The organism is Methylobacter marinus A45 (genome assembly GCF_000383855.1).
In the GTDB taxonomy this organism is placed as follows: domain Bacteria; phylum Pseudomonadota; class Gammaproteobacteria; order Methylococcales; family Methylomonadaceae; genus Methylobacter; species Methylobacter marinus.
In genome coordinates, this window is sequence record NZ_KB912877.1 from 1513424 (window position 1) to 1538042 (window position 24619).

Annotated in this window: 25 protein-coding genes; 6 read left to right on the forward strand and 19 right to left on the reverse strand. The window is 52.0% G+C overall.

What is annotated here, in order from left to right; genetic code table 11:
* Positions 1-68 precede the first annotated feature (68 nt).
* Together METMA_RS0106910 and METMA_RS0106915 are read left to right on the forward strand one after the other, a co-directional pair.
* Positions 69-2726, forward strand: a complete 2658-nt coding sequence (locus METMA_RS0106910; RefSeq protein ID WP_027147103.1) for a UPF0182 family protein — start codon at positions 69-71, stop codon at positions 2724-2726.
* A 70-nt stretch (positions 2727-2796) separates the two neighbouring features.
* Positions 2797-3621: a nucleoside phosphorylase-I family protein gene (locus tag METMA_RS0106915; protein WP_027147104.1), complete on the forward strand. Its 825-nt coding sequence runs from the start codon at positions 2797-2799 to the stop codon at positions 3619-3621.
* Positions 3622-4187: 566 nt separating this feature from the next.
* On the opposite strand, the gene METMA_RS0106920 is transcribed toward METMA_RS0106915, so the two are convergent.
* The 7 genes from METMA_RS0106920 to METMA_RS0106950 form a co-directional block, all read right to left on the reverse strand.
* Complete coding sequence (locus METMA_RS0106920; protein ID WP_020158347.1) at positions 4188-4550, reverse strand: SirB2 family protein; 363 nt, start codon at positions 4548-4550, stop codon at positions 4188-4190.
* 150 nt (positions 4551-4700) lie between these two features.
* Entirely contained in the window at positions 4701-5120 is a 420-nt protein-coding gene (locus tag METMA_RS0106925; RefSeq protein ID WP_020158348.1) for a c-type cytochrome, read from the reverse strand.
* 20 nt (positions 5121-5140) lie between these two features.
* The gene (locus METMA_RS0106930; RefSeq protein ID WP_020158349.1) at positions 5141-6217 is read right to left on the reverse strand and encodes a metallophosphoesterase family protein; all 1077 of its coding nucleotides are present in this window, start codon (positions 6215-6217) and stop codon (positions 5141-5143) included.
* Between the two features lie 12 nt (positions 6218-6229).
* Entirely contained in the window at positions 6230-7357 is a 1128-nt protein-coding gene (locus METMA_RS0106935; RefSeq protein ID WP_036251520.1) for a cytochrome-c peroxidase, read from the reverse strand.
* A 200-nt stretch (positions 7358-7557) separates the two neighbouring features.
* Positions 7558-7914, reverse strand: coding sequence for a Spy/CpxP family protein refolding chaperone (locus METMA_RS0106940; protein ID WP_036251517.1), 357 nt, complete (start codon positions 7912-7914; stop codon positions 7558-7560).
* Between the two features lie 118 nt (positions 7915-8032).
* Positions 8033-8719, reverse strand: a complete 687-nt coding sequence (locus METMA_RS0106945) for a response regulator (RefSeq protein WP_020158352.1) — start codon at positions 8717-8719, stop codon at positions 8033-8035.
* A complete protein-coding gene (locus METMA_RS0106950; protein ID WP_020158353.1) occupies positions 8716-10158 on the reverse strand; it encodes an ATP-binding protein in 1443 nt (480 codons plus the stop codon). Before METMA_RS0106950 ends, METMA_RS0106945 begins: the two co-directional genes overlap by 4 nt.
* A gap of 80 nt (positions 10159-10238) precedes the next feature.
* Between METMA_RS0106950 and METMA_RS0106955 the strand changes: the two genes are divergently transcribed.
* Together METMA_RS0106955 and METMA_RS0106960 are read left to right on the forward strand one after the other, a co-directional pair.
* Entirely contained in the window at positions 10239-10823 is a 585-nt protein-coding gene (locus tag METMA_RS0106955; RefSeq protein WP_152565098.1) for a DUF4405 domain-containing protein, read from the forward strand.
* Entirely contained in the window at positions 10820-12040 is a 1221-nt protein-coding gene (locus METMA_RS0106960; RefSeq protein WP_020158355.1) for a M20 aminoacylase family protein, read from the forward strand. The genes METMA_RS0106955 and METMA_RS0106960 overlap by 4 nt, the downstream gene beginning before the upstream one ends.
* Before the next feature lie 77 nt (positions 12041-12117).
* Here the strand turns inward: METMA_RS0106960 and METMA_RS0106965 are convergent, their stop codons facing one another.
* The 8 genes from METMA_RS0106965 to ribA all read right to left on the reverse strand — a co-directional run bounded on the left by METMA_RS0106965 (position 12118) and on the right by ribA (position 18084).
* Entirely contained in the window at positions 12118-12306 is a 189-nt protein-coding gene (locus METMA_RS0106965; protein WP_020158356.1) for a hypothetical protein, read from the reverse strand.
* Positions 12307-12345: 39 nt separating this feature from the next.
* Positions 12346-13299: a CsgG/HfaB family protein gene (locus METMA_RS24140; RefSeq protein ID WP_020158357.1), complete on the reverse strand. Its 954-nt coding sequence runs from the start codon at positions 13297-13299 to the stop codon at positions 12346-12348.
* The gene (locus METMA_RS24145; RefSeq protein ID WP_020158358.1) at positions 13296-13751 is read right to left on the reverse strand and encodes a curli assembly protein CsgF; all 456 of its coding nucleotides are present in this window, start codon (positions 13749-13751) and stop codon (positions 13296-13298) included. The genes METMA_RS24140 and METMA_RS24145 overlap by 4 nt, the downstream gene beginning before the upstream one ends.
* A 2-nt stretch (positions 13752-13753) precedes the next feature.
* Positions 13754-14119: a CsgE family curli-type amyloid fiber assembly protein gene (locus tag METMA_RS25710; protein WP_020158359.1), complete on the reverse strand. Its 366-nt coding sequence runs from the start codon at positions 14117-14119 to the stop codon at positions 13754-13756.
* Positions 14116-14403, reverse strand: a complete 288-nt coding sequence (locus tag METMA_RS25715; protein ID WP_161786435.1) for a hypothetical protein — start codon at positions 14401-14403, stop codon at positions 14116-14118. The genes METMA_RS25710 and METMA_RS25715 overlap by 4 nt, the downstream gene beginning before the upstream one ends.
* 229 nt (positions 14404-14632) lie before the next feature.
* The gene (locus METMA_RS0106990) at positions 14633-15853 is read right to left on the reverse strand and encodes a beta strand repeat-containing protein (protein ID WP_020665888.1); all 1221 of its coding nucleotides are present in this window, start codon (positions 15851-15853) and stop codon (positions 14633-14635) included.
* A gap of 64 nt (positions 15854-15917) precedes the next feature.
* The gene (locus tag METMA_RS0106995) at positions 15918-16571 is read right to left on the reverse strand and encodes a hypothetical protein (protein ID WP_020665889.1); all 654 of its coding nucleotides are present in this window, start codon (positions 16569-16571) and stop codon (positions 15918-15920) included.
* An 895-nt stretch (positions 16572-17466) separates the two neighbouring features.
* Positions 17467-18084, reverse strand: coding sequence for a GTP cyclohydrolase II (ribA, locus tag METMA_RS24160; protein WP_020158362.1), 618 nt, complete (start codon positions 18082-18084; stop codon positions 17467-17469).
* A gap of 276 nt (positions 18085-18360) precedes the next feature.
* Between ribA and METMA_RS0107010 the strand changes: the two genes are divergently transcribed.
* Together METMA_RS0107010 and hspQ are read left to right on the forward strand one after the other, a co-directional pair.
* Positions 18361-18891, forward strand: coding sequence for a gamma-glutamylcyclotransferase family protein (locus METMA_RS0107010; RefSeq protein WP_020158363.1), 531 nt, complete (start codon positions 18361-18363; stop codon positions 18889-18891).
* Positions 18891-19202 (forward strand): heat shock protein HspQ, encoded by a 312-nt coding sequence (hspQ, locus tag METMA_RS0107015; protein ID WP_020158364.1) that lies wholly within the window; start codon positions 18891-18893, stop codon positions 19200-19202. Before METMA_RS0107010 ends, hspQ begins: the two co-directional genes overlap by 1 nt.
* A 22-nt stretch (positions 19203-19224) precedes the next feature.
* Here hspQ and METMA_RS0107020 read toward each other — a convergent pair whose 3' ends face one another.
* Genes METMA_RS0107020 through METMA_RS0107035 form a run of 4 tightly spaced genes read right to left on the reverse strand, consistent with a single transcriptional unit; the run spans position 19225 to position 24615 of the window.
* Positions 19225-19842, reverse strand: coding sequence for a class I SAM-dependent methyltransferase (locus METMA_RS0107020; protein ID WP_027147106.1), 618 nt, complete (start codon positions 19840-19842; stop codon positions 19225-19227).
* Between the two features lie 43 nt (positions 19843-19885).
* A complete protein-coding gene (locus METMA_RS0107025) occupies positions 19886-21463 on the reverse strand; it encodes a complex I subunit 4 family protein (protein WP_020158366.1) in 1578 nt (525 codons plus the stop codon).
* On the reverse strand, positions 21456-23045 hold the full coding sequence (locus METMA_RS0107030) for a complex I subunit 4 family protein (protein WP_020158367.1): 1590 nt from the start codon (positions 23043-23045) through the stop codon (positions 21456-21458). The genes METMA_RS0107025 and METMA_RS0107030 overlap by 8 nt, the downstream gene beginning before the upstream one ends.
* A 7-nt stretch (positions 23046-23052) precedes the next feature.
* Positions 23053-24615 (reverse strand): NADH-quinone oxidoreductase subunit 5 family protein, encoded by a 1563-nt coding sequence (locus tag METMA_RS0107035; RefSeq protein ID WP_020158368.1) that lies wholly within the window; start codon positions 24613-24615, stop codon positions 23053-23055.
* Positions 24616-24619 lie beyond the last annotated feature (4 nt).

The following is a 24619-nucleotide window of genomic DNA, read 5'->3' on the forward strand; positions in this document are numbered from 1 at the left end:
TCGCGCGGACAATGGCCCATGCTTGTATATTAAGCATCGTTAAAAGCATAATCTATAAAGAGGACACTATGCGGAACTGGAAGCTTTTACTCGTCTTGATAGGATCGACACTGGTAGTCGCCGGCATTCTGTATGCCGCCTTTTATTTCATCTTTCTCGATCTGATCGTCGATTTCTGGTGGTTCCGGGAATTGAATTTCGAGGCCTACTTCTGGCTGAGACTACTCTACAGGTTCTTTCTGTCCGGCGCTGTCACGCTGGCTTTCTTCGCGATTTTCTTTTTCCATTTCTGGATTGCCTCTCGTTATCTGGGCCTGAATCCTCCCGATGAAATCTTTAATAATATAGACAAAAGCCGCCGCTTCCAGCGCTTTGCCGATGTCTTCATGAGCGGGTCGGTGAAAATATACACGCCGATCTCCCTGGTTTTGGCTATTCTGATCGCGATACCGTTTTATCAGCAGTGGGAGACCGCGTTACTGTACTTTTTCGGCAGCGCCTCAGGGGTGGTCGAGCCGGTATACGGCAATGATGTCAGCTTTTACATGCTGTCCTACCCGATCTACCTGCTGATTCAAAAAGAATTGCTGATAACCGCCAGTTTAATCTTTGTTATGGTCGGCGTGCTGTATTGGCTCGAACATATTTTTGTACCTCATCAAAGCAAGGAATTTCCGCTGGGCGCCAAGATTCACTTAAGCATTCTGATTACGTTTGTGGTGTTATTCGTTGTCTGGGGCTTCATGCTGGAACGGTTTTCCCTGCTCTATACCGATTCGCACGAGCCTGTGTTTTACGGCCCCGGCTTTGTGGAAATCCGCTATAAACTGCCGTTTATCTGGCTCGGCATCATCACATTTCTGGCAACGGCCATTACCGCCGGCCTGTTTATTTTTTCAGAAAAATACCGCATCAAAGCCCCGTTCTTTATCTCGTCCGCTGCGTTTCTGATAGTGGTATTGCTGCCGAAGGTTGAGTTTATCCCCGCCGCCATACAAAAATACATTGTCAATCCGAATCCGGTCAGGACTGAAAAACCGTTCATGCAGAACAATATCGACGCGACGCTGGACGCGTATGATTTAAAGCGCATTGAGGTGGTTGAGTTGCCGATTAAACTGGACGCGACTGACGACATTGAAACCTGGAGCACGCAGAAATTTTTCGAGAATATTCCGGTTTGGGACCGCGAACTGCTGATAGACGGCTACCGCCAACTGCAGGGCATCAGGCCTTATTACAGCTTTCTGAGCGTCGATGAAGACCGCTATTTTATTCTTGATCACACCCGGCAGGTCAACCTGTCGGCACGCGAGATCAATACGTCAAAGTTGCCGCTCGAAGCGCAAAACTGGGAAAACATTCATTTGCGTTACACGCACGGCTACGGCGCCGTGGTTTCACCGGCCGCACAAGATGCCGGCAAACCCCTGGTCTGGTATTTGCGCGATCTGAATATGTTTTCGCCGGTCGGATTAAGCATCCAGTATCCGGACATTTACTATGGGCAGGAAGACTACACTTATGCCATCACGCCTAACAGGCTGAATGTCGTCGGTATTTCCGGTTCACTGACGGATCCGGGCGTGGAGACGGAATACAGGGGGAAAGGCGGCATCCCGATTCCGTCACTGTTCAGAAAAGCGTTATTCGCCTTTTATTTCAAGGACGAGAAAATATTTTTCTCTACCAATATCACCAGGCAGAGCAAAATCCTGATGCGCCGTAATATCGTTGAGCGCCTCAACAGGCTGACGCCGTTCCTGCATCTGGACAAGGATCCTTATCTGGTGATCGGTAAAGACCGTTTTTTCTGGATACAAGATGCCTATACCTTATCCAACCGGTATCCCGTTTCCAAGCCGGCCGCCGATGATTTTCTCGATGGCACGCAGGACTTCAACTATATCCGCAATTCGGTCAAAATCGTTGTCGATGCCTTTGATGGCGAGGTGAGTTATTACATTTCAGACCCGTCGGATGCTCTCATCAGGGCATACAACAGCGCTTATCCCAGCCTGTTCAAGAATATCGAGGAAATGCCGACCGACTTACGCCAGCATTTGCGTTATCCGCGCGATCTGTACTATGCGCAAATGAAAATTTTTGCCAAATATCACCAGCGCGCGCCCGAACTATTCTACGAGCAAGCCGAGACCTGGCAGTTCGCCAATGTGCGAGAAGCACCGGTAATGCCGTATTATCAGACCATGGATTTTGGCCACTGCAATAATAAGGAAGAGTTTGTCATGATCAACCCGATGACGCCTATCAACAGAACCAATCTGAGCATGATCGGTGTTGCCAGCATACTCGATACAGTCGGATGCGGTCTTGACTATACCCCCCACGTTACCGTTTACAGGTTTCTGAAGGATGTTCAGGTCAATGGCCCGGCCCAGATTGAGGCCTTGATTAGCCAAAACCCCGAAATTGCAGCTCAATTTACCTTATGGGATCAACGTGGCTCAAGGATTGCCCTGGGTCGCATGGTTATCCTGCCGATGGGTAATACCGTGCTGTATGTACAGCCGGTATATATGCTGTCCACCCGCAACCACATACCCGAACTGGCCCGCGTTATCGTCTCGATCGGTAACCATACCGTCATGGATACGACCTTATGGGGGGCCTTTAGCCGTCTGAAGAACCTCTATTATAGAGAAACCCGGGATGTAGGCGGAACCGGCACCGCCAGACCTCCGGAAGCGCCGGCCGCCGAGTAAAAGCCCGGACCATCGTTAACCGGCGGAAGAGGCTAAGCCTCTTCCGCCGGTTATGAAAACATACCAACCCATGAATCAAGCCAACACCTGCAATATTTTCATCTATACCGCCCTGCCCTGTGAGGCCAAACCGCTGGTCGCCCATTTCAATTTAAAGAAGGATACCACCGTACAGCCGTTTGCCGTCTATTCAAATCAGGCCATCCGCCTGACCGTGACCGGCCCCGGAAAAAACGCCATGGCCGCGGGCATCGCCTACACGCAAGCCCTGTTTGCCGCAACCGAGCACCCGATCATGCTTAATATCGGTATCGCCGGACATAAGGATCACGCCCTGGGATCATTGTTCTTAATCGACAAGCTCATCGATCTCGACAGCGGCAGAACTCATTATCCGCCAATGATCTGCCATCCGCCTTGCGCCACCGGCAGTCTGCAAACCGCCTCAAAGCCTCAACTTGGTTATGACCATCCCCATCTTTGCGACATGGAAGCCTCGGCCTTTTATGAAACGGCGGTGCGTTTTTCTTCGGCAGAGTTGATCCAGTGTCTGAAAGTGATCTCGGACAATCGACAGACGCCGGCGGAAAATATTGCGCCTGACCAGGTTTCCGCCTTAATGGCGGCTCATATCCCGGCGATCGAGGGCCTGCTTGCTGACATGACCGCCCTGGCCCAACTGATCACGCCGTCCGAGCCGCACCTGTTCAAACAACTGGTTCAACAATACCACTTTACCGCCAGCGAACGCGGCCGGTTAAAAACCCTGCTATGGCGCTGGCAGGTATTGACCGATGATAAGGAACCGGCATTCGACGCAACCGGCATGCAGCGAGGTAAAGACGTCTTGCACTGGCTGGATCGGCAGATCAGTCAAATAGACTTTTGCCTATAACCGATGTTGCGAAATAACTAAATAATGAGCGTGAAATAAATCAGGGAATTGTAGGCACAAGTACCCATAGGGCATAAATAAATCCGCGCCTACACCAGAAATTCATCCTCGCACTTGAGGACGTTATTTTATGCGCGTTCCTAAAAACGATTTACCACAGACGACCGCATGGACAGGAAATGATCCCGCCGGATTAAGTGCGATAACCGCATGGACAGAATGCTGCCATCATGTCCATGCAATCGTCCGCATTTTTTTGTGCTTTTTATACTGATTTATCTAAATGCCGCAAGACACCTTCTCTTAGGTGGGTGATGTAGCGGCGTTGTGTTACTGACAGTGAAGTGTTTTTTAAAGTGAATCATGTTAAATTTCCCCGCTAGTACCGAAGGTCATTCGGGAAGGGTTGCAATAACCAGTCAACCCAACGCCTTGGAAACTGAAGCCGCATAAAGTGAAAGCTCCCTTAACAGGTTGCGGACGATTAAAGGAACCCGTGAGAAACGGCAACGTAAGCTCACTCCTGAGAAATCAGGAATCACCGCCTCTTTAGGGCGGTGAGGATGTCAAAAAAAGAACCACGCATCTTTAGTCACCGCAACCATGCCGATATAGGCAAAGCAGGCCAACGCCCCGGCAAAAGCCAGCCAGCGGGCGGCGCCCTGATTGCGCATCGCCATGATACCTAAGCCGATATAGCCCAGCAGTCCTATTATCTTACCGATAATCCAGCCGTGTTCCACCGACAACCATGCCCCTTGAAAAACCAATGCGATACCGCTGAGCAGCAACAGTGTGTCGATGACATGGGGCGCGATTTTAAGGACTTTCTGCTTCAGCATGTCCGGGTTGACTTCTGATAGGACGACTCTGCCGACAAAGCTGAGAATTGACATTGCCACAAAGGCCAGGTGAAAAATTTTTATCATAATGTCCTCAGGTATAGGGAGCTGCCTGCTCCGGTTAATTGATACGACCTGGCATTGTAAGCGATGGCGTCCGGACAAAATAGCCGAATTTTATTGCGGGTTCTCCGGCGGCGGCAAATCCGGGCAACGGTCGCCGCTGCCTTCACAGGCTCAATGCTTGCCCGGTTCCAGTTTGACGCCGCGCCGCTCATACGTTATATACGCCTGCAGCGCCGTCATCTTCGGATCGTCGGCGGCGAGCGGCTGGCCTTCCAGAGGGTTTCTGATGCACCAGTTGATCATTTCCCAGACCGGCACGACTTTACCGAGCTGCTGCTGAAATTTCGGGTAAGTCTCGGGATGCGTATTGGAGGCGTTGGGATGGCATTGCACGCAGGCCACGCCGTTGTTGCCCAGTTCGGCACTGGTCCATAACCGGCGACCTTCATTCGCGACACTCATAAACTGCCGCTGCCAACGCTGTACGTCGGCCTCGGTGAATTCATCGGCCTGCGTTGGTCTTGGTCCCGCCACGGCCAGAACCAGCAAAGCCAAACCCAATACCTTCGTTTTTTTCTGATAGTGAGACATAGTTTGCTCCTGTGCGGGGATTAGTAATGAATTTGTGGCGGTATGCGCGCGCTTTCATGCTGAAAATCAACATCTTCCGGACGATTTTGTTCACGGTGGTAACGTACGCTGCGGCCGCGGTTGTTATAAAGCAGGTATTCCATGTCCACATTGCCATTACCCAGATTGATCAATTGCCAGCCGGTGCCGTCGCGTTCGAAAAACGGATCGGCCCGGTTCATCGGCACGATCAGTTTCGGCAAATACTGCTCGGCATGGGCGTAGGTGGGTGGATACGGCCAGGGCCAGGCTGTTGCCATGACCGAATTAAAACTGATATTGCCGACCTGGTTGTACTGGATTTGATGCACATGGCCGTAGATCACCGAGACCTTATTGAACGGCTGCAGCAATGCCTGGACTTGCTCGGCGTCTTCGGTCCAGAAATTCCAGTTTTTGAAAATTTTCTGCAACGGCGAATGCGAGAACACCACGATCGGTGTAGCGCTGTCAATCCTGGCCAGATCTTTTTTCAGCCATAGCAGTTGTTCGGCACCGACCATGAACGGCGAGCCGTTCGGATTGTCGAGCATGGCCATCTCGAGCATGCGCTGCTCGTCGGTGGGCCAGCGGTTATGCGTCCATTCGTCATAGGTCAGGATGCTGTTGAGCGCGATGAAGTGCACGCCTTTATGATCGAAACTGTAGTATTGCGGGCCGAACAGTTCCTGCCAGTATTCGCCCAGATCCAGGTAATAATCATGCTCGCCCATCACATAATGGATTTTGTATTTTAGCCCCGACAGAATCTCGGCGCCATGATCCAGCTCTGGCTTGTTGCCGAGTTGGGCCAGATCGCCGCCGAAAACGACAAAATCCGGCTTGGGCACTAACAGATTGGTTTCGGCGACAGCGCGAATCAGCCCGCGATCCCAGTTTCTGACAAAACGGTTGTCCTTGATATGCTGGATATGGGCATCGGAAATATAAGCGAAGCTGAAATTCTGACTGCTTTCGGCGAACGCCAGTTCGACCAGACTGACAGGTAGCGCGCTGCCCAAGGCTAAAGCGCCGGCGTTTTTGATAAATTGCCGGCGACTGCGATTGATCGTATTCATGGATGCTCTCCTTCAGTTAGCCGCTTGATCCGGAGCGGGTTGGGCGAATTTCGAACTGGTCAGTGCTTTCATAAAAACGACCAGATCGTCCATTTGCTCGTCGGTCAGGTTCAGCGGCCGTATACCGCCGCTCAAAAAGTCATTGACCCGTTCGCGCGGCTGCGACACGCCGCCGTTGTTGTAGTGAATTATTACGTCTTTCAGGGTTTTGAGGCTGCCGTCATGCATATAAGGCGCCGTCAGATCGATATTGCGCAAGGTCGGCGTCTTGAAAGCGCCGATGTCATCGAGTTCGTCAGTCACGGCAAACCGGCCCAGCTCGGACGATTTCTTGTCGCTGAGCACCATTTTGTCGACATCGCCGCCTTTGTATTTGGCTTCCAGAAAGGCTTTGGTCAAACGCGGCACGTCCTCCTGGACGTGATTGATGCCGATGCCGATATTGTGAAAGCGGTTGTCCGTAAACAGCGCGTGATCCTGTTCGATGGTGTGACAGGATACGCAGCGGCCTTGTCCGATAAACAGCATGAATCCTCTCACCTGGGCTTCGGTCATGGCGTCGGTCTCGCCTTTGAACCGGTATCGGTCGAAAGGCGAGTTACCGGCCACGAGTGTTCGCTCGAAACTGGCTATCGCCTTGGCGACATGCGTAATGGCAACCTGATCGCCGCTGACATCGAACACGGCCTTGAAAGCCGATTGATATTCGGGATCGGTGCGAACTATCTCGAGAATGGGATCGTGATTTTCCAGGCCGCCCTCCACCGGATTGACCGGCGGCTGCAGGGATTGATTTTCCAGATCCGGCTCACGGCCGTCCCAGAACTGGTGCTTATAATACGCGGCATTCAATACGGTCGGAGCATTGCGCGTGCCGGTCAGGCCATGATGACCTACCGAGAATTGCAAGCCGTCGGTAAACGCCAGATCATCACTGTGACAATTGGCACAACTGACAGTGCCGTCGACGGAGAAACGCTTGTCGTGGAACAGTTTATCGCCTAACTGAATTTTGGCCGGTGTCTGGGGATTGTCGGCCGGAATAGGCACCGGAGGCAATCCTAACAGATTGTCGTCGGCGGGCTGGGCATAAATGAGGGATGCTGCCGTAGTCAACACTAGCAATAGTAAATATCGCATAAGAGCCTCCTGTTATGTCACGGATAGGATCGGTGTAGCGATCAAATGAAATAACTGATTGGAAATATAGGCCGATTATGCCGATTAGTAAAATAGATTGCTGTCGATGAGCAATTTTAAAACAAAAAACCGCCCGAAGGCGGTCATTGTTGCCCGATCCTTCCCTGGACCGGAACGGGGTCTGTTGTCCATGTAAACTGTTATTCCTGTGTTTCGGCGCCTTTCTCCTGTTTTTGGGCACCTTTTTTCTGTTTCCATTTTTCGTGATGACGTTTTTTCATTTCGTCCATTTTTGTCATCTGCTCTGGCGTCAGGATTTCCTTCATGCGTGTGCGGGTTTCTTCATGAATGGTTTTATATTTCTCGTGCTGTTCCTTGAACAAGGTCTCCATTTTGGTTTTTTGTTCTTCAGTTAAATCCAGTTCCTTGGTCAGACGCTCCATTTTATTGCCATGGCGATAGCCGCCTTCATAACCCTCTTTCTCTGCGCCGGGCATGGCGGCCACGGTTAAAGGAAGAGCCAGGGCCATTGCGATTGTTAGGATTTTCTTGTTCATAGTATTCTCTCATTCTGTAAGATTGTGAATTTAGAACGGTTTGTTTCCGTTCTTGGTTCTTACTATATTGGCCAAAAGCGCAAATAATTCGCAGCGATTGTGTAAAGAATAAGGAAATTTAATCGCCGCTGTGGCTTGGCGCTTCATAGCGATAACCGGCACCGTAAACCGAGTGGATCAATTCCTGGCCGGGCAACAGGTCGGCCAGTTTTTTGCGCAACTTTTTAATGTGGCTGTCTATGGTCCGGTCGGAGACGATACGCTGATCCTGATACATCAGATCCATGAGCCTGGCGCGTGAAAAGATACGCCCCGGCTGTTGGTACAACGTTTGCAGCAGTTGGAATTCGACCGCTGTTAATTCGGTTTCCAGTTTACCGACAGAAACACGGAAACTCCGCGGGTCCAGTTTTAACATAGTAGAGACCTGCTCCATGGCCAAAGGTTGCATCCTCCGCAATACGGCTTTGACCCGTGCGATCATTTCGCGCGGGCTGAACGGCTTGCAAATATAATCATCAGCGCCAAGCTCCAGCCCCAGAAGCCGGTCGACCTCCTCGATGCGCGCGGTCACCATGATGATCGGGATGCTGCTGAATTGGCGGATCTCCCGGCACAAATCCAGACCATCGCGGCCCGGCAACATCAAGTCCAGCAGAACCAGGTCGGCCGTATTGTCCTTCAGCCAGGGCACGACAGCCAGCCCATCGGCCAGACAAACGGTTTCAAAGCCGGCATTTTGCAGGTAGTCGGCCTCCAGCCGGGCCAGTTTTTCTTCATCTTCTACAATCAGGATACGGTTCATGACTTAATCGGAAGTTCAATGTGAATGGCAAGGCCCCCCAGCCGAGAGGGCTGCGCCTGTAACGCGCCGTTATGCGCCTGCACGATATTACTGCAAATCGCCAGCCCCAGCCCCGCACCGCCATGATGGCGGCTGCGTGAGCTTTCCACACGGTAAAAACGGTCGAGCAGGCGCGGCAGTTCCTGCGACGGCACACCCGGCGCACTGTCGGCAAAAACCATGATCAGCATATTCGCCTGCTGGCTAACCGTAATATCGAGCCGGCCGCCGCGATCGGTGTAGTTGATACTGTTGTTCAGCAGGTTCCGGTAAAGCTGCGACAGGCGGTCGGGGTCGGCGTGGATGCTGATGGCCGCCGTCAGCTTATTGATCAGATGCACGCGCAGTTGTTTGCTGTCGAATTCAGGCGCCAGCGCGGCAAGATCCTGTTTGAGCACCTCGACCGGATCGACCTCGGTTTTGCGATAGCTTAACGCGCCCTGGTCGGACAGCGATAACTGATACAGGTCGTCGGTCAACCGATGCAGCCGCATGACGTCGTTCATCAGTGAATCGACCGCGTCCCGCGTCAGCGGCCGTATGCCGTCCTGCAGCGCTTCCAGCTCGCCGCGCAGAACGGCCAATGGCGTGCGCAATTCGTGCGAGATATCGGCCACCCAGCGCCGCCGCGTCTGTTCCGATTGTTCCAGCGCCGCGGCCATCTCGTTGAAGTCCCGCGCCAATTGGCCCAACTCATCGCCTGACTCGACCGGCAGGCGCATGTCGTAGCTGCCTACCGCCAGCGCTTTGGCGGCGGCGGTAATGCGCTTGAGCGGCCGAACCAGCGTGTACGCCAATAGCAGGGCCAGTCCTGCCGACAGCAGCACCATGAAAATGGCGATCCAGACGAATGCCTGGGACTGGCGCTCCATAAACTGGAGTTCAAGCGGCTGATTGACCGGCTTGCCGGGCAGCACGCCCAGGAAGCCGACAGTTTGGCCCTGATAACGGATGGCATGCAATGTCAGTTGCGATAGCGCCTCCCTGCGTCCGAAGATGATCGACTTGTCGGCTCGCAACAGCATCACGCTCAATTCCAGCGGCTTGAAACGCCAGCTCTTATGCGATTCGGGCAGCGCCGGCGGCCAGACGTCGGGCGGCTCGTTCAACGCCTGCTTGAACCAGGGCGCGGGCCGGTAATACCGGTGTTCGTAAGCCTGCCCCAGCAGTTCCATCCATTTGCGCTTGTTACCGGTCAGTTCACGCCAGCCCGGGTCGTCCGCATAGTATTCACTCAGACCCTCGATCAGCGCACTGATACGCTCCTGCTGGCGTTTTTCGATGAAATCGGAAAATCCGCGATCCAGGGACCAGCGCATGAATACATACATGCCCGAGACGACAAGACTGGTCGTCAGCAGAAACGTTAAAAAGAGTTTGAAGCGGATGGATTTATGCACAAAGATACCCGATAAGCTATTCAAGGTATTATTGTCGGCGAATGTGCAAGAATTATGAACTGTGCAACATGGAGATTTCAATGAAAGCCACTTTAAATTTTGTCATCGATATCATCGCCTTTATCGGGTTTCTTTTTCTGACCATGACCGGCGTGTTGATGCGCTATATCCTGCCGCCGGGCAGCGGCCGTTTTTCCAGCATCTGGGGCCTGAGCCGGCATGAATGGGGCGCGATACACTTTTGGATATCGGTTGCCTTTTTTAGTGTACTGATCGTCCACCTGCTGTTGCACTGGCGCTGGATTATTCATGCGATTACAGGCCGCCCGAGCGAACAATCCGGGCTGAGAGCCGGTCTCGGTATCGTTGGCCTGCTGGCGCTGATCGCACTGTCTTTCGCACCGGTCATAAGTCCTGTTGAACAGGCTGAAGGCGCCCTGACCAGAGGCAAGGGCATCCAGATCAGGGGTTCCATGACGCTGGCGGAACTGGAACAGGAAACCGGTGTGCCGGCCGCGCATGTTATTGAGACATTGAATCTGCCGGACTCAACCAGTGAAAACCAGCGCATCGGCGTGCTGAAGAGGACTTACGGGTTTGAAATGGGCGATATCCGGCGTATTATCCGCGAGTACAGGCGCGAGTCGCCTGCGCAGCAGCAATGAACGTTATTAAATTCCTGGATAACTCTGATTTAACCACTGCTATGACCATACCCACCGATATACAGCAACTGCACGCTGAAATGCGCCAATGGCGCCGGCATCTGCACCAGTTTCCCGAAACCGCGTTCGAGGAAACCGAAACGGCCCGGTTCATTGCCGACAAACTGTCCGATTTCGGCCTGGATGTGCATCAGGGGCTGGGCAGAACCGGCATCGTCGCCACCTTATCGGCCGGCAGCGGTGCCGGTAAAATCGCCCTGCGCGCCGACATGGATGCGCTGTTCATACAGGAACAGAACAATTTTGACCATAAATCACGGCATGAAGGAAAAATGCATGCCTGCGGCCATGACGGGCACAGCGCCATGTTATTGGGCGCGGCCAGCTACCTGGCCAATCATCGCAATTTTGACGGCACTGTGTATTTTATTTTTCAACCCGCTGAGGAAGGGCGCGCGGGCGCCAGGCAAATGATTCTCGATGGCCTGTTCAAAAAATTTCCGGCCGATCGCGTCTTCGGCATGCATAATTTCCCCGATATTCCGCTCGGTCATTTTGCCGTCAGACCGGGGCCGATGATGGCGTCGTTCGACTGTTTCGAGATTGTGCTGACGGGCCAGGCCACGCATGCCGCGATGCCGCATCTGGGCAATGACGCCATCGTCGCGGCCGCCCAGTTGATCAGTGCCTTGCAGACGATCGTCAGCAGAACCGTCAATCCGGCCGATCCGGCCGTCGTCAGCATTACCCAGGTTCACGCCGGCCAGACCTGGAATGCACTGCCGGAATCCGTGGTGTTGCGAGGTACCTTCCGATGTTTCAGCAATACGGTGCAACAAACCATCGCCGACAAAATCAGCCAGCTGTCCCATGCTGTCTGCCAGGGTTTCGATGTCACGGCGGAAATTAAATTCAATCCGGAAAATCCGGGCTATCCGGTCACCTTCAACACGGAAGAAGAAACGCGGATGGCGCTAAACGCCGCCATCGCGGTAGTCGGCGACGATAGCATCAACCGGCAACCAACGCCCTGCATGGGCTCTGAAGACTTTGCCTTTATGCTGCAGGAAAAACCGGGCTGTTATCTGTGGCTTGGCAACGGTTCGTCCGATAATAGTTGTTTACTGCATAACCCCCACTATGATTTTAACGATGCGATCCTGCCGATAGGCGCGGCGTATTGGGTCAGGCTGGTGGAAACGGTATTGCCCCAATAGTGTCCGATTTACGGCTTGGCCAACATGTTGATTCTTAAAACTCCGACTTGTTGACAATACCAATCAGCATAAAAAAGTCACTCTGCGTAAACAGTAAACAGCATGTGGTATTCCTTTAACATAAAAAGATAAATCGCTAACAGCAGAAATCCTGCCCCATTGCCTAACCAGTCCGAAACCGCAAACCGTTCATGTTCCGCCTCAACTTCCATGCTGGACAACAGCGTTATTGCTGTCACCTCGTTAAACTTCAAACCGTTATTCAACGAGCATGCCTTGCATTGCCGCCATCCAGTTAACTGATTTTAGTTTTCTTGTGAAACGGACTCAGGCAGTTCGATGTTTTTAGGCGTCATGCTGATGACACGGCCTTGCTTGTCAAATTCCGCGAGCATTTCCGTGTCGCGCTGCTTCAAATAGTCCTCGATTAGCGGCTTGACCAGATGCGGGTCCTTGAAACGCCATAATTTGTTGATCAGCCCTTCCATTACCAGCGCATAAACGCAAGCCTCTATGGTTTCCATGACCGCCATTTGCGGCGGCTCGTTGCTGGTTACGCCCGCCTCGACCTCCAGCAGTCGCTTGAAAGCCACATAGCGAAACAAGCCGGAATCCAGTTGCATGGAGAACACGGTTTTTCTGGCGTCGACATGGCTCAGTACCGAACCGTTTTTTACAGAAACGGCTCTCAGCATGCTGGTCACCGTATCGCGCCTGAATTCTGTAGAACCGCCCAGGCCGAAATAATGCGCGCCGACGCCGCCGGTCAATAAGTTGGTCTCATAGGCGACAATACCGCCCTCCAGCAGGATAGGCGCGTACAGCAGCGGCGGCAGGCTCGGGCCGCGCGATTCGGCCTTATTGTTGCCATTGGTATACATTTCCCGGGTTTGATGGATAATTTTGCGCTCATTCATCAGGTCAGTCAGGCCTTCCCTTTCCAGCACGGTAAACCACTTGCCATTACCGGCTTCCATCAAGGCGCGTATCAACATGGAAGTAGCGCCCTGCGTCACCGCCGTGGAATACTGCACGAGGTTTTCGCTGCTTTTGTACTGGCCGGTCTGGTCGCGAAATTTATACACCGCGACGACGACCGGCTCCTCCGGCGGCGGCAACGAGCGCAGCATATCCGAAAGGCCCGAGCGATAATCGGTAGTCGCCTTGCCGGAACTGACCGGCTGAAAAATACTGGAGCATGAAGATAGCGCTGTCGCGGCCAGTAAGCCGCACAACAGTCGGTGAAAAACAGGAATCATGGCATGGTAGTAATATAGGGAACAGTCAATACGGTATCGGAAATACCGTCAGAAATGCTGATGCTGACGCTGCCGTTGACCAATTGGTCATCAACGATTACCGCAAAATCGCTTTGGCCATCACCATCCAGGTCAAAATTAAGGTCGGAACCCAATTGGATATTACCGTTCTCATCAAACAGATTTTCCGTCGTGGCGCGTGAAACCTGATTGAGAATGGCGCGCTGCAAATTTTCTTTAAAACGCTCGATCTCGGATTTTTGTGCCGCCGCTGTCTTGCTGGCGACAGCGGGATCTTTGTGTTTGTTCTGTTCCGCCGCCTGATTCAGTAAAAAAGGGCCGTTCAGGGGGCTGCCGCCAAAATTGGGGTTTACAAAGCGGTGAACCAGTTCGGTGGCTGACAACGGAGTTGTAAACACAGTCAGTAACAAGGGATAAATCCATATTCGCATAATTAGTAAATCTCCAATCCACGCAACGCATCCTTATGCTGCCGAATATACAATTCCAATGAAGCCCGCGCCGCCCGGGCCTTTTCTTCAATTCCGCTCGTGCGGGTGCCGATACGATCCTGAAACACAATATTGTCATTGATTTCTATCCAGATGATATTGCCGGCGAAAATATCAGGGCGCTCGCGCACGGTAATGGTCCCGGCATAATCGGGTACTTCCCAGCCATTCATCAATTCCTCGTAAAATAAATGACCGACACGCGACAAGGTTTGATCGACAACCAGGCCGCCGATTTCAAACTGCGGCTCGACAGCTACGGCTGGCGACAGCATTAACAATAAGACACTGAAGACGTAATATTTCACCGCTCACCCTGACGTATCACAACACGATTGTTGCCGCCATTTTGCCGGACCGTCGCCTGATTATTGCTGCCTTTCTGTGATACGGAGCTGTCATTGCAATCACCGGACTGTTCCACTGTCGTATTATTTTGCTCGCCTGCTTGCTGAAGACCGGCATGATTATCCTCGCCGACCTGAATCACAGTCAGTTCGTTATCGATGCCGGTTTGTTCAATCACCTTCTCGTTGCGTTTGCCATGCTGCACGATAGTCTGTTTGTTACTGGGATGGGATGGCCGCATCATGGATATCTCCCGGGTTTTTATTACGGACGCGCACGTATCGGCATGGACTGGCGGATAAAAAAACCCAGCATTAAATAAACGATAGCTGGCTTTCCAGTGCATTGATCATTGCGCATGATGAGTCTTGTCTAACCTTTTCCAGTCCAAAGACAACTTAGCAAAAAAGCGGAAAAGGCCCATAACCTTTTCCGCTGGCTTAAATGTCACCTGTTGGACGTAGAAGTATTTATTAAGGATTCTGCAAAATCGTCACTGAGTTAAATGAGCCGTTTTGCGCGGCGCTGGCAAAATCGCCGCCGGCATTTTGCATGATCTCGATCATATTGCCCTCGCCTCCGGCTTGCATGGCGAAAGCGACATCACCGATGGCGGTCTGGTCAATGGTCACCGTGTTCAACGCCAGTGTGCCGTCGCCTGACTGATCAACGGTTGCTGAGTTAAGATTACCGGATTGGGTTACCGTCGCTAAATTATAATCGCCAGACTGATTTACGGCCGCTGTGTTTTGTTCCACAAAGACATTATCACCGATATTATTTTGATCGATTATGGCGGTATTGTTGTTGCCGGACTGATCGATCGATGCGGTATTCTGCAGATCCTGCTCGACGGTTGCCGTATTGTTATCGCCCGATTGATCAATGCTGGCCACTTTATTTTCACCGCTGAGCGAGTCGATCCGTTGATCAACTGTGGCTGTATTATTGTTTCCGGACTGCAGTACGGTTGCCTGATCGGAATGACCTTGCTCGATGGAGACAACATTGCCGTTGCCTGATTGATCAACCGTCGCTACGCTGGAATCGCCTAGCTGGTTAACGGTTGCCAGATTGCTGTCGCCTGATTGAATGACACTGGCAATATTATCATTGCCTGACTGATCGATGCTCGCCGTGTTTTGTTCCACGAAGGCATTCGTGCCGTTATTATTCTGATCGATTGTCGCGGTATTATTATTGCCGGACTGATTGATCGAAGCCACGTTTTGCACGTCTTGTTCGACGATTGCCGTATTGTTATTACCGGACTGGTCAATGGTTGCAACATTGCCTTCACTGAAAACATCTATGGCTTGGTCTATGGAAGCCTGATTGTCGTTTCCAGTTTGCAGCACCGATGCCTCATCGGATTCGCCTTGTTCGACCGATGCCGTATTATAGGCCCCGATTTGGTCGATAGTCGCCAGACTATCGTTGCCCATGCCGACGGCGTTTCCTGCATTACCTTGATTTAATGTCGCGCTGTTTCCTTCATTGGACTGCGTGATGGTGCCGATATTGTTACCGCCGTACTGACTGGCATTGGTGGTATTTAAGTCGCCTGTTTGAGTCACCGTCAGATCATTAAAGGAACCGGTCTGGGAGGTCGTCGCGCTGTTCCCCGCCAGTGACGCACCCGCAACCCCATAAAGAATCACCGTAATTGCCGTAGTCAATAGTGTTTTTTTCATAATTATTCCTTAAGTGTACTGTTAAAAAATTTGCCAAATACGCCATATTTCAGTGCGCTTCCCCTCACAGTCCCTGTGTAACGGTCATGTTGTTGCCGTTACCTCTAATCTCCAGATTAAAACTCATGCCGTCGCCCAACTGTTGGTGGATCACGGTATTTTCATCGCCATCAATCATAATGCCGGCGCTGTTCCACTGGCCTTGCTGTAATTGCACGACCTCGTTCCTGTCTCCGATAATATCGATCATGGCAAGATTATTGAAACCGCTCTGATAGGCACTGATCAGATTGCTGCTGCCAGAGATCGAAGCCGCAATGCTCTGGGCTTCGCCATCCTGGCCAATGTCAACCCGATTGTCCTGACCGTATAGATTAACCAGGGCATTATTGCCGCTTTGCCACTGCTGAATCGTTATGGCATTGCGTTCACCGAAGTCATTGATTTCAGCATTATGCTGATACCCTGTCTGCAGGATTTCGGCGACCCCATTGACGTCGCTTGAAACCGCATTAAGCTCGGCATTTGCGGCTACCTGCCGAATGCGGGCGACATTGCCGTCGCCGGATTGGCTGATGTCGGCTTGATAGGCATGCCCGACCTGTTCTATCGAAGCCAGATTGCCGACATCGGCATCGCTATAGGCGTGGTTGGGTAAGGTTAAAAAAGCAGCCGCTAATATTGCCGTTCGTCGGTTTTGTATCAGACGCTTAATCATTTAATGCCCTTTTATATCCATAGAATTGTGCAAGAAATACCTGTCCAGATTCATCCGCCATCTTGTTTGGCTCTGCAAAGCACAGTACAAAACTAACGCCCAGATTAGGCGGCAAAAAACGCAATGACAGTATGCGCTGTTGAATTTAGGCTGGAGGCACTACTCTTGCCGGTGCTGAGATTTAACCAAAAACTTATAGGGGAATCTGTGATGGAGTATGAATATTTCAAAACAGAGCACAGCGGATTTTTTTATGGATTAAAGCTGTTAAGTCTCGATTGATCGCTTTGCAATAGTACGAAGGGGTTTTTGGTGTCAACTGAGCACAGACGTAAGCTCAAGAAGGGATGATTTCAATTTCATCGACGCTAAAACGGGCTTTATCAGGAAGCCCGTTTTAATAGTCAATGATGCGATTTGTTTTCGGGTCGTTTATCCGAATGTCGATTTTCCATATTCATTGAAATAGAGGTTCGCCTCCATTCCTTGGATTCATCCGAATAAATACAGTAAATGTCATTATTAATATGATTCGGCGTGACACGACCTTAACCGATATTGTTAAAACCGAGCTGGTTTTTGATAGTTTGTCATGCCGTCTACCGAGCCGGGCATGGGCGTTGCTCACCCTGGCCGTCCGGTTTTTGCCTAATCCGGCCTTTCAAAGCCGCCCGTTCAGGATTCGGCATTGAATCATGGCATTGTTTTAAATACGGGTAACAATAAGGGAGCGATGCTTATGCCCTTTGGGTATACATCGCAATTGAAAATCGCCTGGCAAGTCGCGATGTGGGCATCGCTCCCACGGGGACGGGCTTTACCTGAAGGGTTACCGGAGGTTATTTTTAGCCGAATCCTCAGGTGCCTGAATCAATTGTCCGCGCAATATCAATTATTACTTCTGCTCATCCTTTTTCGACATCGATAGCATGTGCGCCATTTTTTTCACTTTGGTTTTTAAATATTCCAAATTGTCATCATGCGCGACGGCTTCAATCGGAATACGGCCGGCAACGTTGATACCAAGCTTCTTAAGTTCAGTAATTTTATTAGGATTATTGGTAATCAATTCGATCGATTTTACTTTCAGGCTCTGCAACATTAATGCCGCGATGCTGTATTCCCGTTCATCGGCCAGATGACCCAGGTGGATATTGGCATCCACGGTATCCATCCCCTGATCCTGCAGGTTATAGGCCTGCAGTTTTTTCAGCAAGCCAATGCCACGGCCTTCCTGACGCAGATAAATCAGAATACCGAAACCGGCTTCATTAATCAGTTGCAGCGCCATATCGAGCTGCTCGCCGCAATCGCAACGCCTTGAGCCTAGGACATCGCCAGTAAAACACTCGGAATGAATGCGCACCGGCACATTTTCTTTATCCGCGACATTGCCTTTAATGAGAGCGACATGCTCTTTGTTATCGATGTTATTACTGTAATAATGCAGAATAAACTCGCCGTGACGGGTCGGGATACGGGTTTGTACTAAGTTGTCTAGTTGTAATTTCACGTATATGACTAATCTGAATAATAGGCTGTATTTTACCCAATTCATCTGCTATTGAGCGAAAAAGTTTTGCCGACTGTCCCGCCCTGTTTTTTATCCGCCGAACTCGGCTCCCTGATGAGCTTCGGCCATGTCACCGGTTTGACGCCCCTATTTTAAAATTAGAACATCATAAATATCTAATACTTAAATTGCCTTGCCGCAAAAAGGCCGGCGCCTTTTTCATTACGCCACAGCTTGTGCTACCCTTAATAGCGTCTACCCGATCAGCTCCGCATCATGTCCAGGACTTATAAAATATTCGCTTACGGCAGTTTAATCAACCAAAACTCATTAACCCGAACCGTGCCCGAGGCACGTAATATCATGCCGGTAAAAACGCGCGGATTGAAACGGGTTTTCAATCTGGCTTCGACTTACCGCTATGATGAACAACACCAGGCCCCCGTCTGTGTATTGAATGCCGAAACCGCCGATCCGGCACACGTCATGAACGGCACCTGCTTCGAAATGGATGAGCAATCACTGGATCGGCTGCTGGCGCGCGAAAGCGGCTATGATTTCTGCCCGATCACGGCCTTCGGCTATTATGACGAGGCCGAGATTATTAACGCTTATTATTTTAAAGCCCGCGATTTTGAGCCTTACCGCTATTTATCATCATCAAAGGCACAGGCCCATTACCTAAACCTGTGTCTTAGCGGCTGCTCTGTTTTTGGCCAGCCTTTTATCGATGATTTTATCAGCAGCACCTCATTCTGGGATATCGATCAGGACGGGCAAAAGGCCATCTGGCAGGAGCATTTCTGATGCGCAGGGCAAAATTTTTTATCGGACAGATTATCCACCATAAACTCTTTAATTATCGTGGCGTGATTTTTGATGTTGATTTTGAATTTCTGGGCAGCCATGTCTGGTATAACAAAATCGCCCGAAGCCGACCGCCTAAAAACCAGCCCTGGTATCATGTGCTGGTGGACAATGCCACGCATCACACCTATGTCGCCGAAAGCAATATGGAACCGAGTAAACTTCTCACGCCTGTCTATCATCCCTGGATTGAGCATTATTTTGAGAAGCTGGAACAGGGGATTTATCAGCTCAAGATCACGAGACACTAATTTAAAACCGGTCTTCCGGCTGTTATTTTTTCGCCTCGATCAATTTAATAATATCGCTACTGCGCTCATCAACACGCACGGAGCCAAAGGCACAGGCCTGCACATTTTTAACGGTCTGCCGGTTGATATTGGCTCCGACCAGAGCGACCACCAGCGGATTAAGCAAATTCATGGCGCCGGCGATGACGGGTTTTGAACTCAGGACATGTTCCAGCAGCAAAACCTGCCCGCCCGGTTTGCAAACGCGGTACAGCTCTTTCAAACCTTTTACCGGCGAGGGTACCGAACAAAAAACAAAAGAGCCGATAACCGTATCAAAACTGTTATCGGCGAAACACAAGGACTGCACATCCATTAATTCCAGGTCCACGTTGACCTGTTTTCTGTCCCGCTTGCGTTTTGCCTGAGTTAGCATCTTTTCACTGAAATCAATGCCGGTTATGCGCGCGTCCTTGGGATAGTAATCAAAATTCTTGCCCGTGCCGACGCCGATTTCAAGAATATGATGGCCATTCACTTTATCCCATAACCTTTCGCGCCAACTTTTGAACAACAATCCTTCCACGACCGCCTCCATGCCGTCAAAATACGGGGCAATCCGGTCATAACGTTTCTTGATGGCTGCGCTGTCTGGCTTCATGATGAATTTATTCAAAGTAAATCAGGGATTGTAACCGATCTTGCTATTGAACACGCCTGGAGACAAGTTCCGTTTCATGCTGATCCTGGCTTTGCTGAACATAATCGCCGTTGCTCACGAACGATGAATTGGTCAGACGGTTCAACCAGGCCTCCGCTGTCAGCTTATTGGTGTTCAATATCAGGTTAGGAAAGAATCCGAACAATAATACCAACAGGGCCGGCAGGCATAACAAGCCCAATTCGCGTGTTCGCAGATCCTGCAGTTGACTGATGCTGGCATGCACGACCGGACCGTAAAATGCGCGACGGATGAAGGATAACATATAGCCCGCCCCCAAAATAGCCCCCATTAAAGCGGCAATGCCAAGGCTGGGATGCGCATTCAGCGCGCCGATAATCAACAGCAATTCCGCCGGAAAACCGCTGCCTCCGGGCACGCCAATGCTGGCTATGGCAAACAAAAAGAAGAAAGCGGTCAACCGGGGCACGGCTTTCGCCAGGCCGCCAAGATGAATCGCTTCGGTACTGCCCAGGCGATGCTGGATAAATCCCGCTATCAGCATCAGACAGCCGGCAATCAGGGTAAAATTAAGCAACTGAAAAATCGCTCCCTGAAGACCTTGCATATTCAGCGTGGAGATACCGACGATGACCAGGCCGACATGACTGATACTGGCATAGGCCAGCAAGCGGCGCAGATTGGTTTGCTGCAAGGCAATCATGGCGCCATAAATCAGCGTGATGGCGCCCAGAATCCCCAATACCCAGCTATATTCGACCGAGGCGGCAGGCGTCAACGGCATGGTATAGCGCAACAAACCGAATGCGCCCAGTTTCAGGCCGGTTAACAAGGCCGTCGTATGCGCCGGCGCTTCCATGGCTGTCGTCGGCAGCCAGGTATGAAACGGCACTAACGGAGCCTTCACTGCGAAACCCGCTAGCAGCAACAGAAAAATAATGGTCTGCCAATCAGCCGGGATCGGCGTATCCAGCAGGATAGGCAAGCTGAAAGCCAAGTCCTGAGGAATGCTGCCATGCATTTGAATCGCATGATTAACGGCCAGCATGATAATGGCGAATAATAAAGGCACGCCGCCGAACAGCATGAACAGCGTGTATTTCATTGCCGCGGTGCGGCGCTGGGGACCGATGCCCCACAGCCCGATGAGGAAGAAAAGCGGCGGCAATGTCAGTTCCCAGAACAAAAAGAACAACACCATATCCAGCGCCACGAATACTCCGATCGTGACGCCTTCCAAAGCCAGCAGCAGAGCGAAATGAAATCGCGGCAGGTATTGCACCGAATTCCACGAGGCGATAATCGCCACCAGTGTCAGCAGCGCCGACATCGGCAGAAACAGCACGGAAATCCCATCGATACCGACCAGATACTGAATATTCAGATTCGGCAGCCAGGCATGATGCTCGACTAGCTGAAAAGCGCTTTCATCGGCATTAAACAGATACACGGTGACCAGCGTGGCAATCAGTTCCGCCCCTGCGATCGATAGCGCGATCCTCTTGGCCAGATGGCTATCGCCGGCGGTGCCGGTGACAAGCGCCCCCAGTAAAGGCAGCACAATAAGCAGCGTTATTATCGGAAAACCGGCTTCAATCATGGTGGACACTCTTTATATGGGTATTGCCGCTTTCGGTAGGTTCTATCAGCGCATCGGCCGCCCGCTGCTCGCTATGCATGGGATAAGCCTGGCTCATGATGGCGACCTCATCGTCTATGAAATTCAGTATGGGTGTTGTATCAAAGCCGGTACCGATCAGCAGCGCACTGATCGTGATGGTAATAATCCGCTCCTTGATTACCGGATGATGAATACTGCGATAGGGTTGTACAGCACGCTTGGAACTGCTCATGAACATACGTTGGAACGCCCAGAGCAGAAAAGCCGCGGCCAGCACGTTGCCGGTCAAAATAGCGATTGCCACCAGCCAGCCGCGTTCCTGAATCGCCCCCTCTATCAGCAAATGCGCGGCATCGAAGCCCGGTGTGCCGGGCATGACCATCGTACTCAGCGCGGCAATCAGAAACAGCAGCGCGATCGTGGCATTAGTATCGAACAAGGCGCCCAGACGCGGAATAAAGGCCGTGCGGGTACGCTCATAAATCAAGCCGACGCTGAACAGCATGCCGGCCGTCGCCAGACCGTAAGCCAGCGACAGCAGAATACTGCCTTCCAGGCCCTGGGTATTGAAACAGAACAGGCCGATCACCAGCATGCCGGTGTGACTGATAACGGCAAAAGCCAGCAAGCGCCGGATATTGATTTGCATGAGCGCCAGCAATGCACCGTAAAAAATACTGATCAGGCCCAGCGTCACGATATAATCGGCCCAGGCTTCGGCGACACCGGGAACCAGCGGCAAGATGAAGCGGACCACGGCATAAATGCCCAGCTTCAACCCGACCAGGAAAATGGTGATACTGGCCACCGTGCCCTGTTCGGCCAGTGCCGGCAGCCAGCCGTGAAACGGAAACAGCGGCATGCGAATGGCGAAACCGTAAAACAGCAAAATGAAAATCAGCGTCTCGTCGTGTAAATAGGCGTTGTTCTGCTTGATGGTCAGCCAGTCAAACGTCAGCGGGTGCTCTGAATCGATCAAGCCAAAGCCCAGCAGCAAAAAGCCGGCCAGCGTCATCAGCAATCCGCAGCCCCAGTATTGCATTAAACCGGCGACGATCCAGGGCCTTTTGCGTCCGGTACCGGCATGCATGGTCAGCAAGGCCACGGGCAACAGTTCCAGCAGGCTCCACAGCCAGAACTGCATCACATTCAATGCCGAAAAAGCGCCGATTAATATTGCTTCATAACCGAGCAGGCAGGCGATGAACTTACGGTCAATGACATGCCGGTTAATGATCGAATAGATCAGCGTCAGCAGCGTCAGCACGGCCGTCAGCGGAATAAACAGCACATTCACGCCATCGACGCCGACACTATAACTGAAGCCGAAAAAATGCACCTGCTCGGCCAGCTGAATCCCTGCCCGGCCGGCGTCGAAAACCTTCAGCAAATAGATACTCAGCAATAAATTCACCAGCGTGCCGGCAAAGCCAAAGCGTAACGCGACAGCCGTTGAACGCGAGCATGCGACGGCGATCATCGCCGCGACCGGCACGAAAGTCAGGGCGCTTAATAGCGGAAACGCTGCCGATGCCGACCAGAAAGTTACATTGATATCCATCGGGTCCTCAAAATGCAATCAGCAAGGTTATAAAAATAAACAGCACCAGATAGCGCGGACTGAATAACAGCAGCTCGACCTTGTTGGCCGCGTAGCCCAACTGACGTCCATAGCGGATCGCGTTTTTGCCGATACCCCGCAGTACGAAGCTGTCTTCGAACCAATGCATAATGGCGGCTGCCCATTCGGTGATCTTGCCGGCCAGACCGCTGCCCTGCGCGAAACTGTCGACTTCATTATCGAGCCGGGCGCCGATCTTCTGCTCTTCGAGCTGAGCCAGCGTCGATATCGCGCGGATGGCAGGCGCCGATACGCCCAAGGTGCGGTCAACGATATGATCGTCAAAATAAGTCAGATCGTGCGCCAGGCGGCGTATCGGCTTGACCAGGGTCCAATCGGTGATCTGATCGAGCCAGAACCGCTGCAAGGAAGCAACATAGGCCCAGCGCATGCGTGCAATGGCCGGCGCGACCGGCTTTATCGGATTATCATGGACATGATGCACGAGCGAAGGCGCAACCAATACCTGATAGCCGCGAACCACGGCATGCGCGCAAAGATGCCAGCTGGCCAGCTGCCAAAAACCCAGGCCGCATTCCATGAACATCAAGCCCAGTTGGCCCGAGGTGGCAAACACCAGCGAACTCTTGACATCGGTTTGTGTCAAGCCAACGACAAAGCCGTAGACCGCCGTCAACAGCCCCGCGACCGCGACCAGAGCCATCGCCAGCGGCGCCTGCTCAAAAATCGGCTCCAGCAGAATCAGCAGATAAACGCCGGCATGCACCATCACCGCGCCGTAAAATATGGCACTGGACGGTGTAGGCCCCTCCATTGCCCGCGCCAGCCAGGGCGTAAACGGTATCTGCGCTGATTTGACACAGGCCGCCACGGCGAAACAAAGAGCGATGACAGTGGCCTGGCCCGTCGATAATTGCGCCGATGCCGACGTCAGCCTAGCCCAGTTTACGTCGCCGGCCCAGGCATAGCTCAGGCCAATGCCCAGCAAAAATGCCGCATCGCCGATACGGTTGGTCACGAAAACCCGCGTGGCATTCTGGGCGGCGACGGGGCGCTCATAATAATAGGCGATCAGCAAATAGGAACAGAGGCCGGCAATCTCCCAGCCGATAAACGTGCCGACCGCGTTGCCCGATAGCACCAGCAACAGCATGGCGGCGGAAAACAGGCTCAAGATAAAAAAGAACCGGTGAAAGCCTGCCTCCTTATGCATATAGTTGGTCGAAAAGCGCATAACGATAAACAGCAGGATGGTAAACAGCGCCGCCAGCACGACGCCAAAGCCCGTGGTGAGAAAATTCACCCGGATATCCAGCGTCTCGCTGCCCAGCCATTGACCGACACTGAAGGAACCGGCGTTCTTGCCCATCATGTCGCCGCCCAGCAGCGTCAAAGTCAGCAGGCTGGACAGAATAATGGCCCAGACCGCGATATCGACCGTCGTGGTTTCGCCTGCTTCACCGTCCAGCCAGCCGAACAGATGGCCGACCCCGATGGCTGCCGCGGCGGTAAACGGCAATAAAGGAATCAAAATAACAATTAAATCCACGCGC

Bases quoted from the DNA above. Each gene is read 5' to 3' on its own strand.
- METMA_RS0106910 (WP_027147103.1), top strand. From the start codon at position 69: ATGCGGAACTGGAAGCTTTTACTCGTCTTGATAGGATCGACACTGGTA.
- METMA_RS0106915 (WP_027147104.1), top strand. From the start codon at position 2,797: ATGAATCAAGCCAACACCTGCAATATTTTCATCTATACCGCCCTGCCC.
- METMA_RS0106920 (WP_020158347.1), bottom strand. From the start codon at position 4,550: ATGATAAAAATTTTTCACCTGGCCTTTGTGGCAATGTCAATTCTCAGC.
- METMA_RS0106925 (WP_020158348.1), bottom strand. From the start codon at position 5,120: ATGTCTCACTATCAGAAAAAAACGAAGGTATTGGGTTTGGCTTTGCTG.
- METMA_RS0106930 (WP_020158349.1), bottom strand. From the start codon at position 6,217: ATGAATACGATCAATCGCAGTCGCCGGCAATTTATCAAAAACGCCGGC.
- METMA_RS0106935 (WP_036251520.1), bottom strand. From the start codon at position 7,357: ATGCGATATTTACTATTGCTAGTGTTGACTACGGCAGCATCCCTCATT.
- METMA_RS0106940 (WP_036251517.1), bottom strand. From the start codon at position 7,914: ATGAACAAGAAAATCCTAACAATCGCAATGGCCCTGGCTCTTCCTTTA.
- METMA_RS0106945 (WP_020158352.1), bottom strand. From the start codon at position 8,719: ATGAACCGTATCCTGATTGTAGAAGATGAAGAAAAACTGGCCCGGCTG.
- METMA_RS0106955 (WP_152565098.1), top strand. From the start codon at position 10,239: ATGAAAGCCACTTTAAATTTTGTCATCGATATCATCGCCTTTATCGGG.
- METMA_RS0106960 (WP_020158355.1), top strand. From the start codon at position 10,820: ATGAACGTTATTAAATTCCTGGATAACTCTGATTTAACCACTGCTATG.
- METMA_RS24140 (WP_020158357.1), bottom strand. From the start codon at position 13,299: ATGATTCCTGTTTTTCACCGACTGTTGTGCGGCTTACTGGCCGCGACA.
- METMA_RS24145 (WP_020158358.1), bottom strand. From the start codon at position 13,751: ATGCGAATATGGATTTATCCCTTGTTACTGACTGTGTTTACAACTCCG.
- METMA_RS25715 (WP_161786435.1), bottom strand. From the start codon at position 14,403: ATGATGCGGCCATCCCATCCCAGTAACAAACAGACTATCGTGCAGCAT.
- METMA_RS0106990 (WP_020665888.1), bottom strand. From the start codon at position 15,853: ATGAAAAAAACACTATTGACTACGGCAATTACGGTGATTCTTTATGGG.
- METMA_RS0106995 (WP_020665889.1), bottom strand. From the start codon at position 16,571: ATGATTAAGCGTCTGATACAAAACCGACGAACGGCAATATTAGCGGCT.
- METMA_RS0107010 (WP_020158363.1), top strand. From the start codon at position 18,361: ATGTCCAGGACTTATAAAATATTCGCTTACGGCAGTTTAATCAACCAA.
- hspQ (WP_020158364.1), top strand. From the start codon at position 18,891: ATGCGCAGGGCAAAATTTTTTATCGGACAGATTATCCACCATAAACTC.
- METMA_RS0107020 (WP_027147106.1), bottom strand. From the start codon at position 19,842: ATGAAGCCAGACAGCGCAGCCATCAAGAAACGTTATGACCGGATTGCC.
- METMA_RS0107025 (WP_020158366.1), bottom strand. From the start codon at position 21,463: ATGATTGAAGCCGGTTTTCCGATAATAACGCTGCTTATTGTGCTGCCT.
- METMA_RS0107030 (WP_020158367.1), bottom strand. From the start codon at position 23,045: ATGGATATCAATGTAACTTTCTGGTCGGCATCGGCAGCGTTTCCGCTA.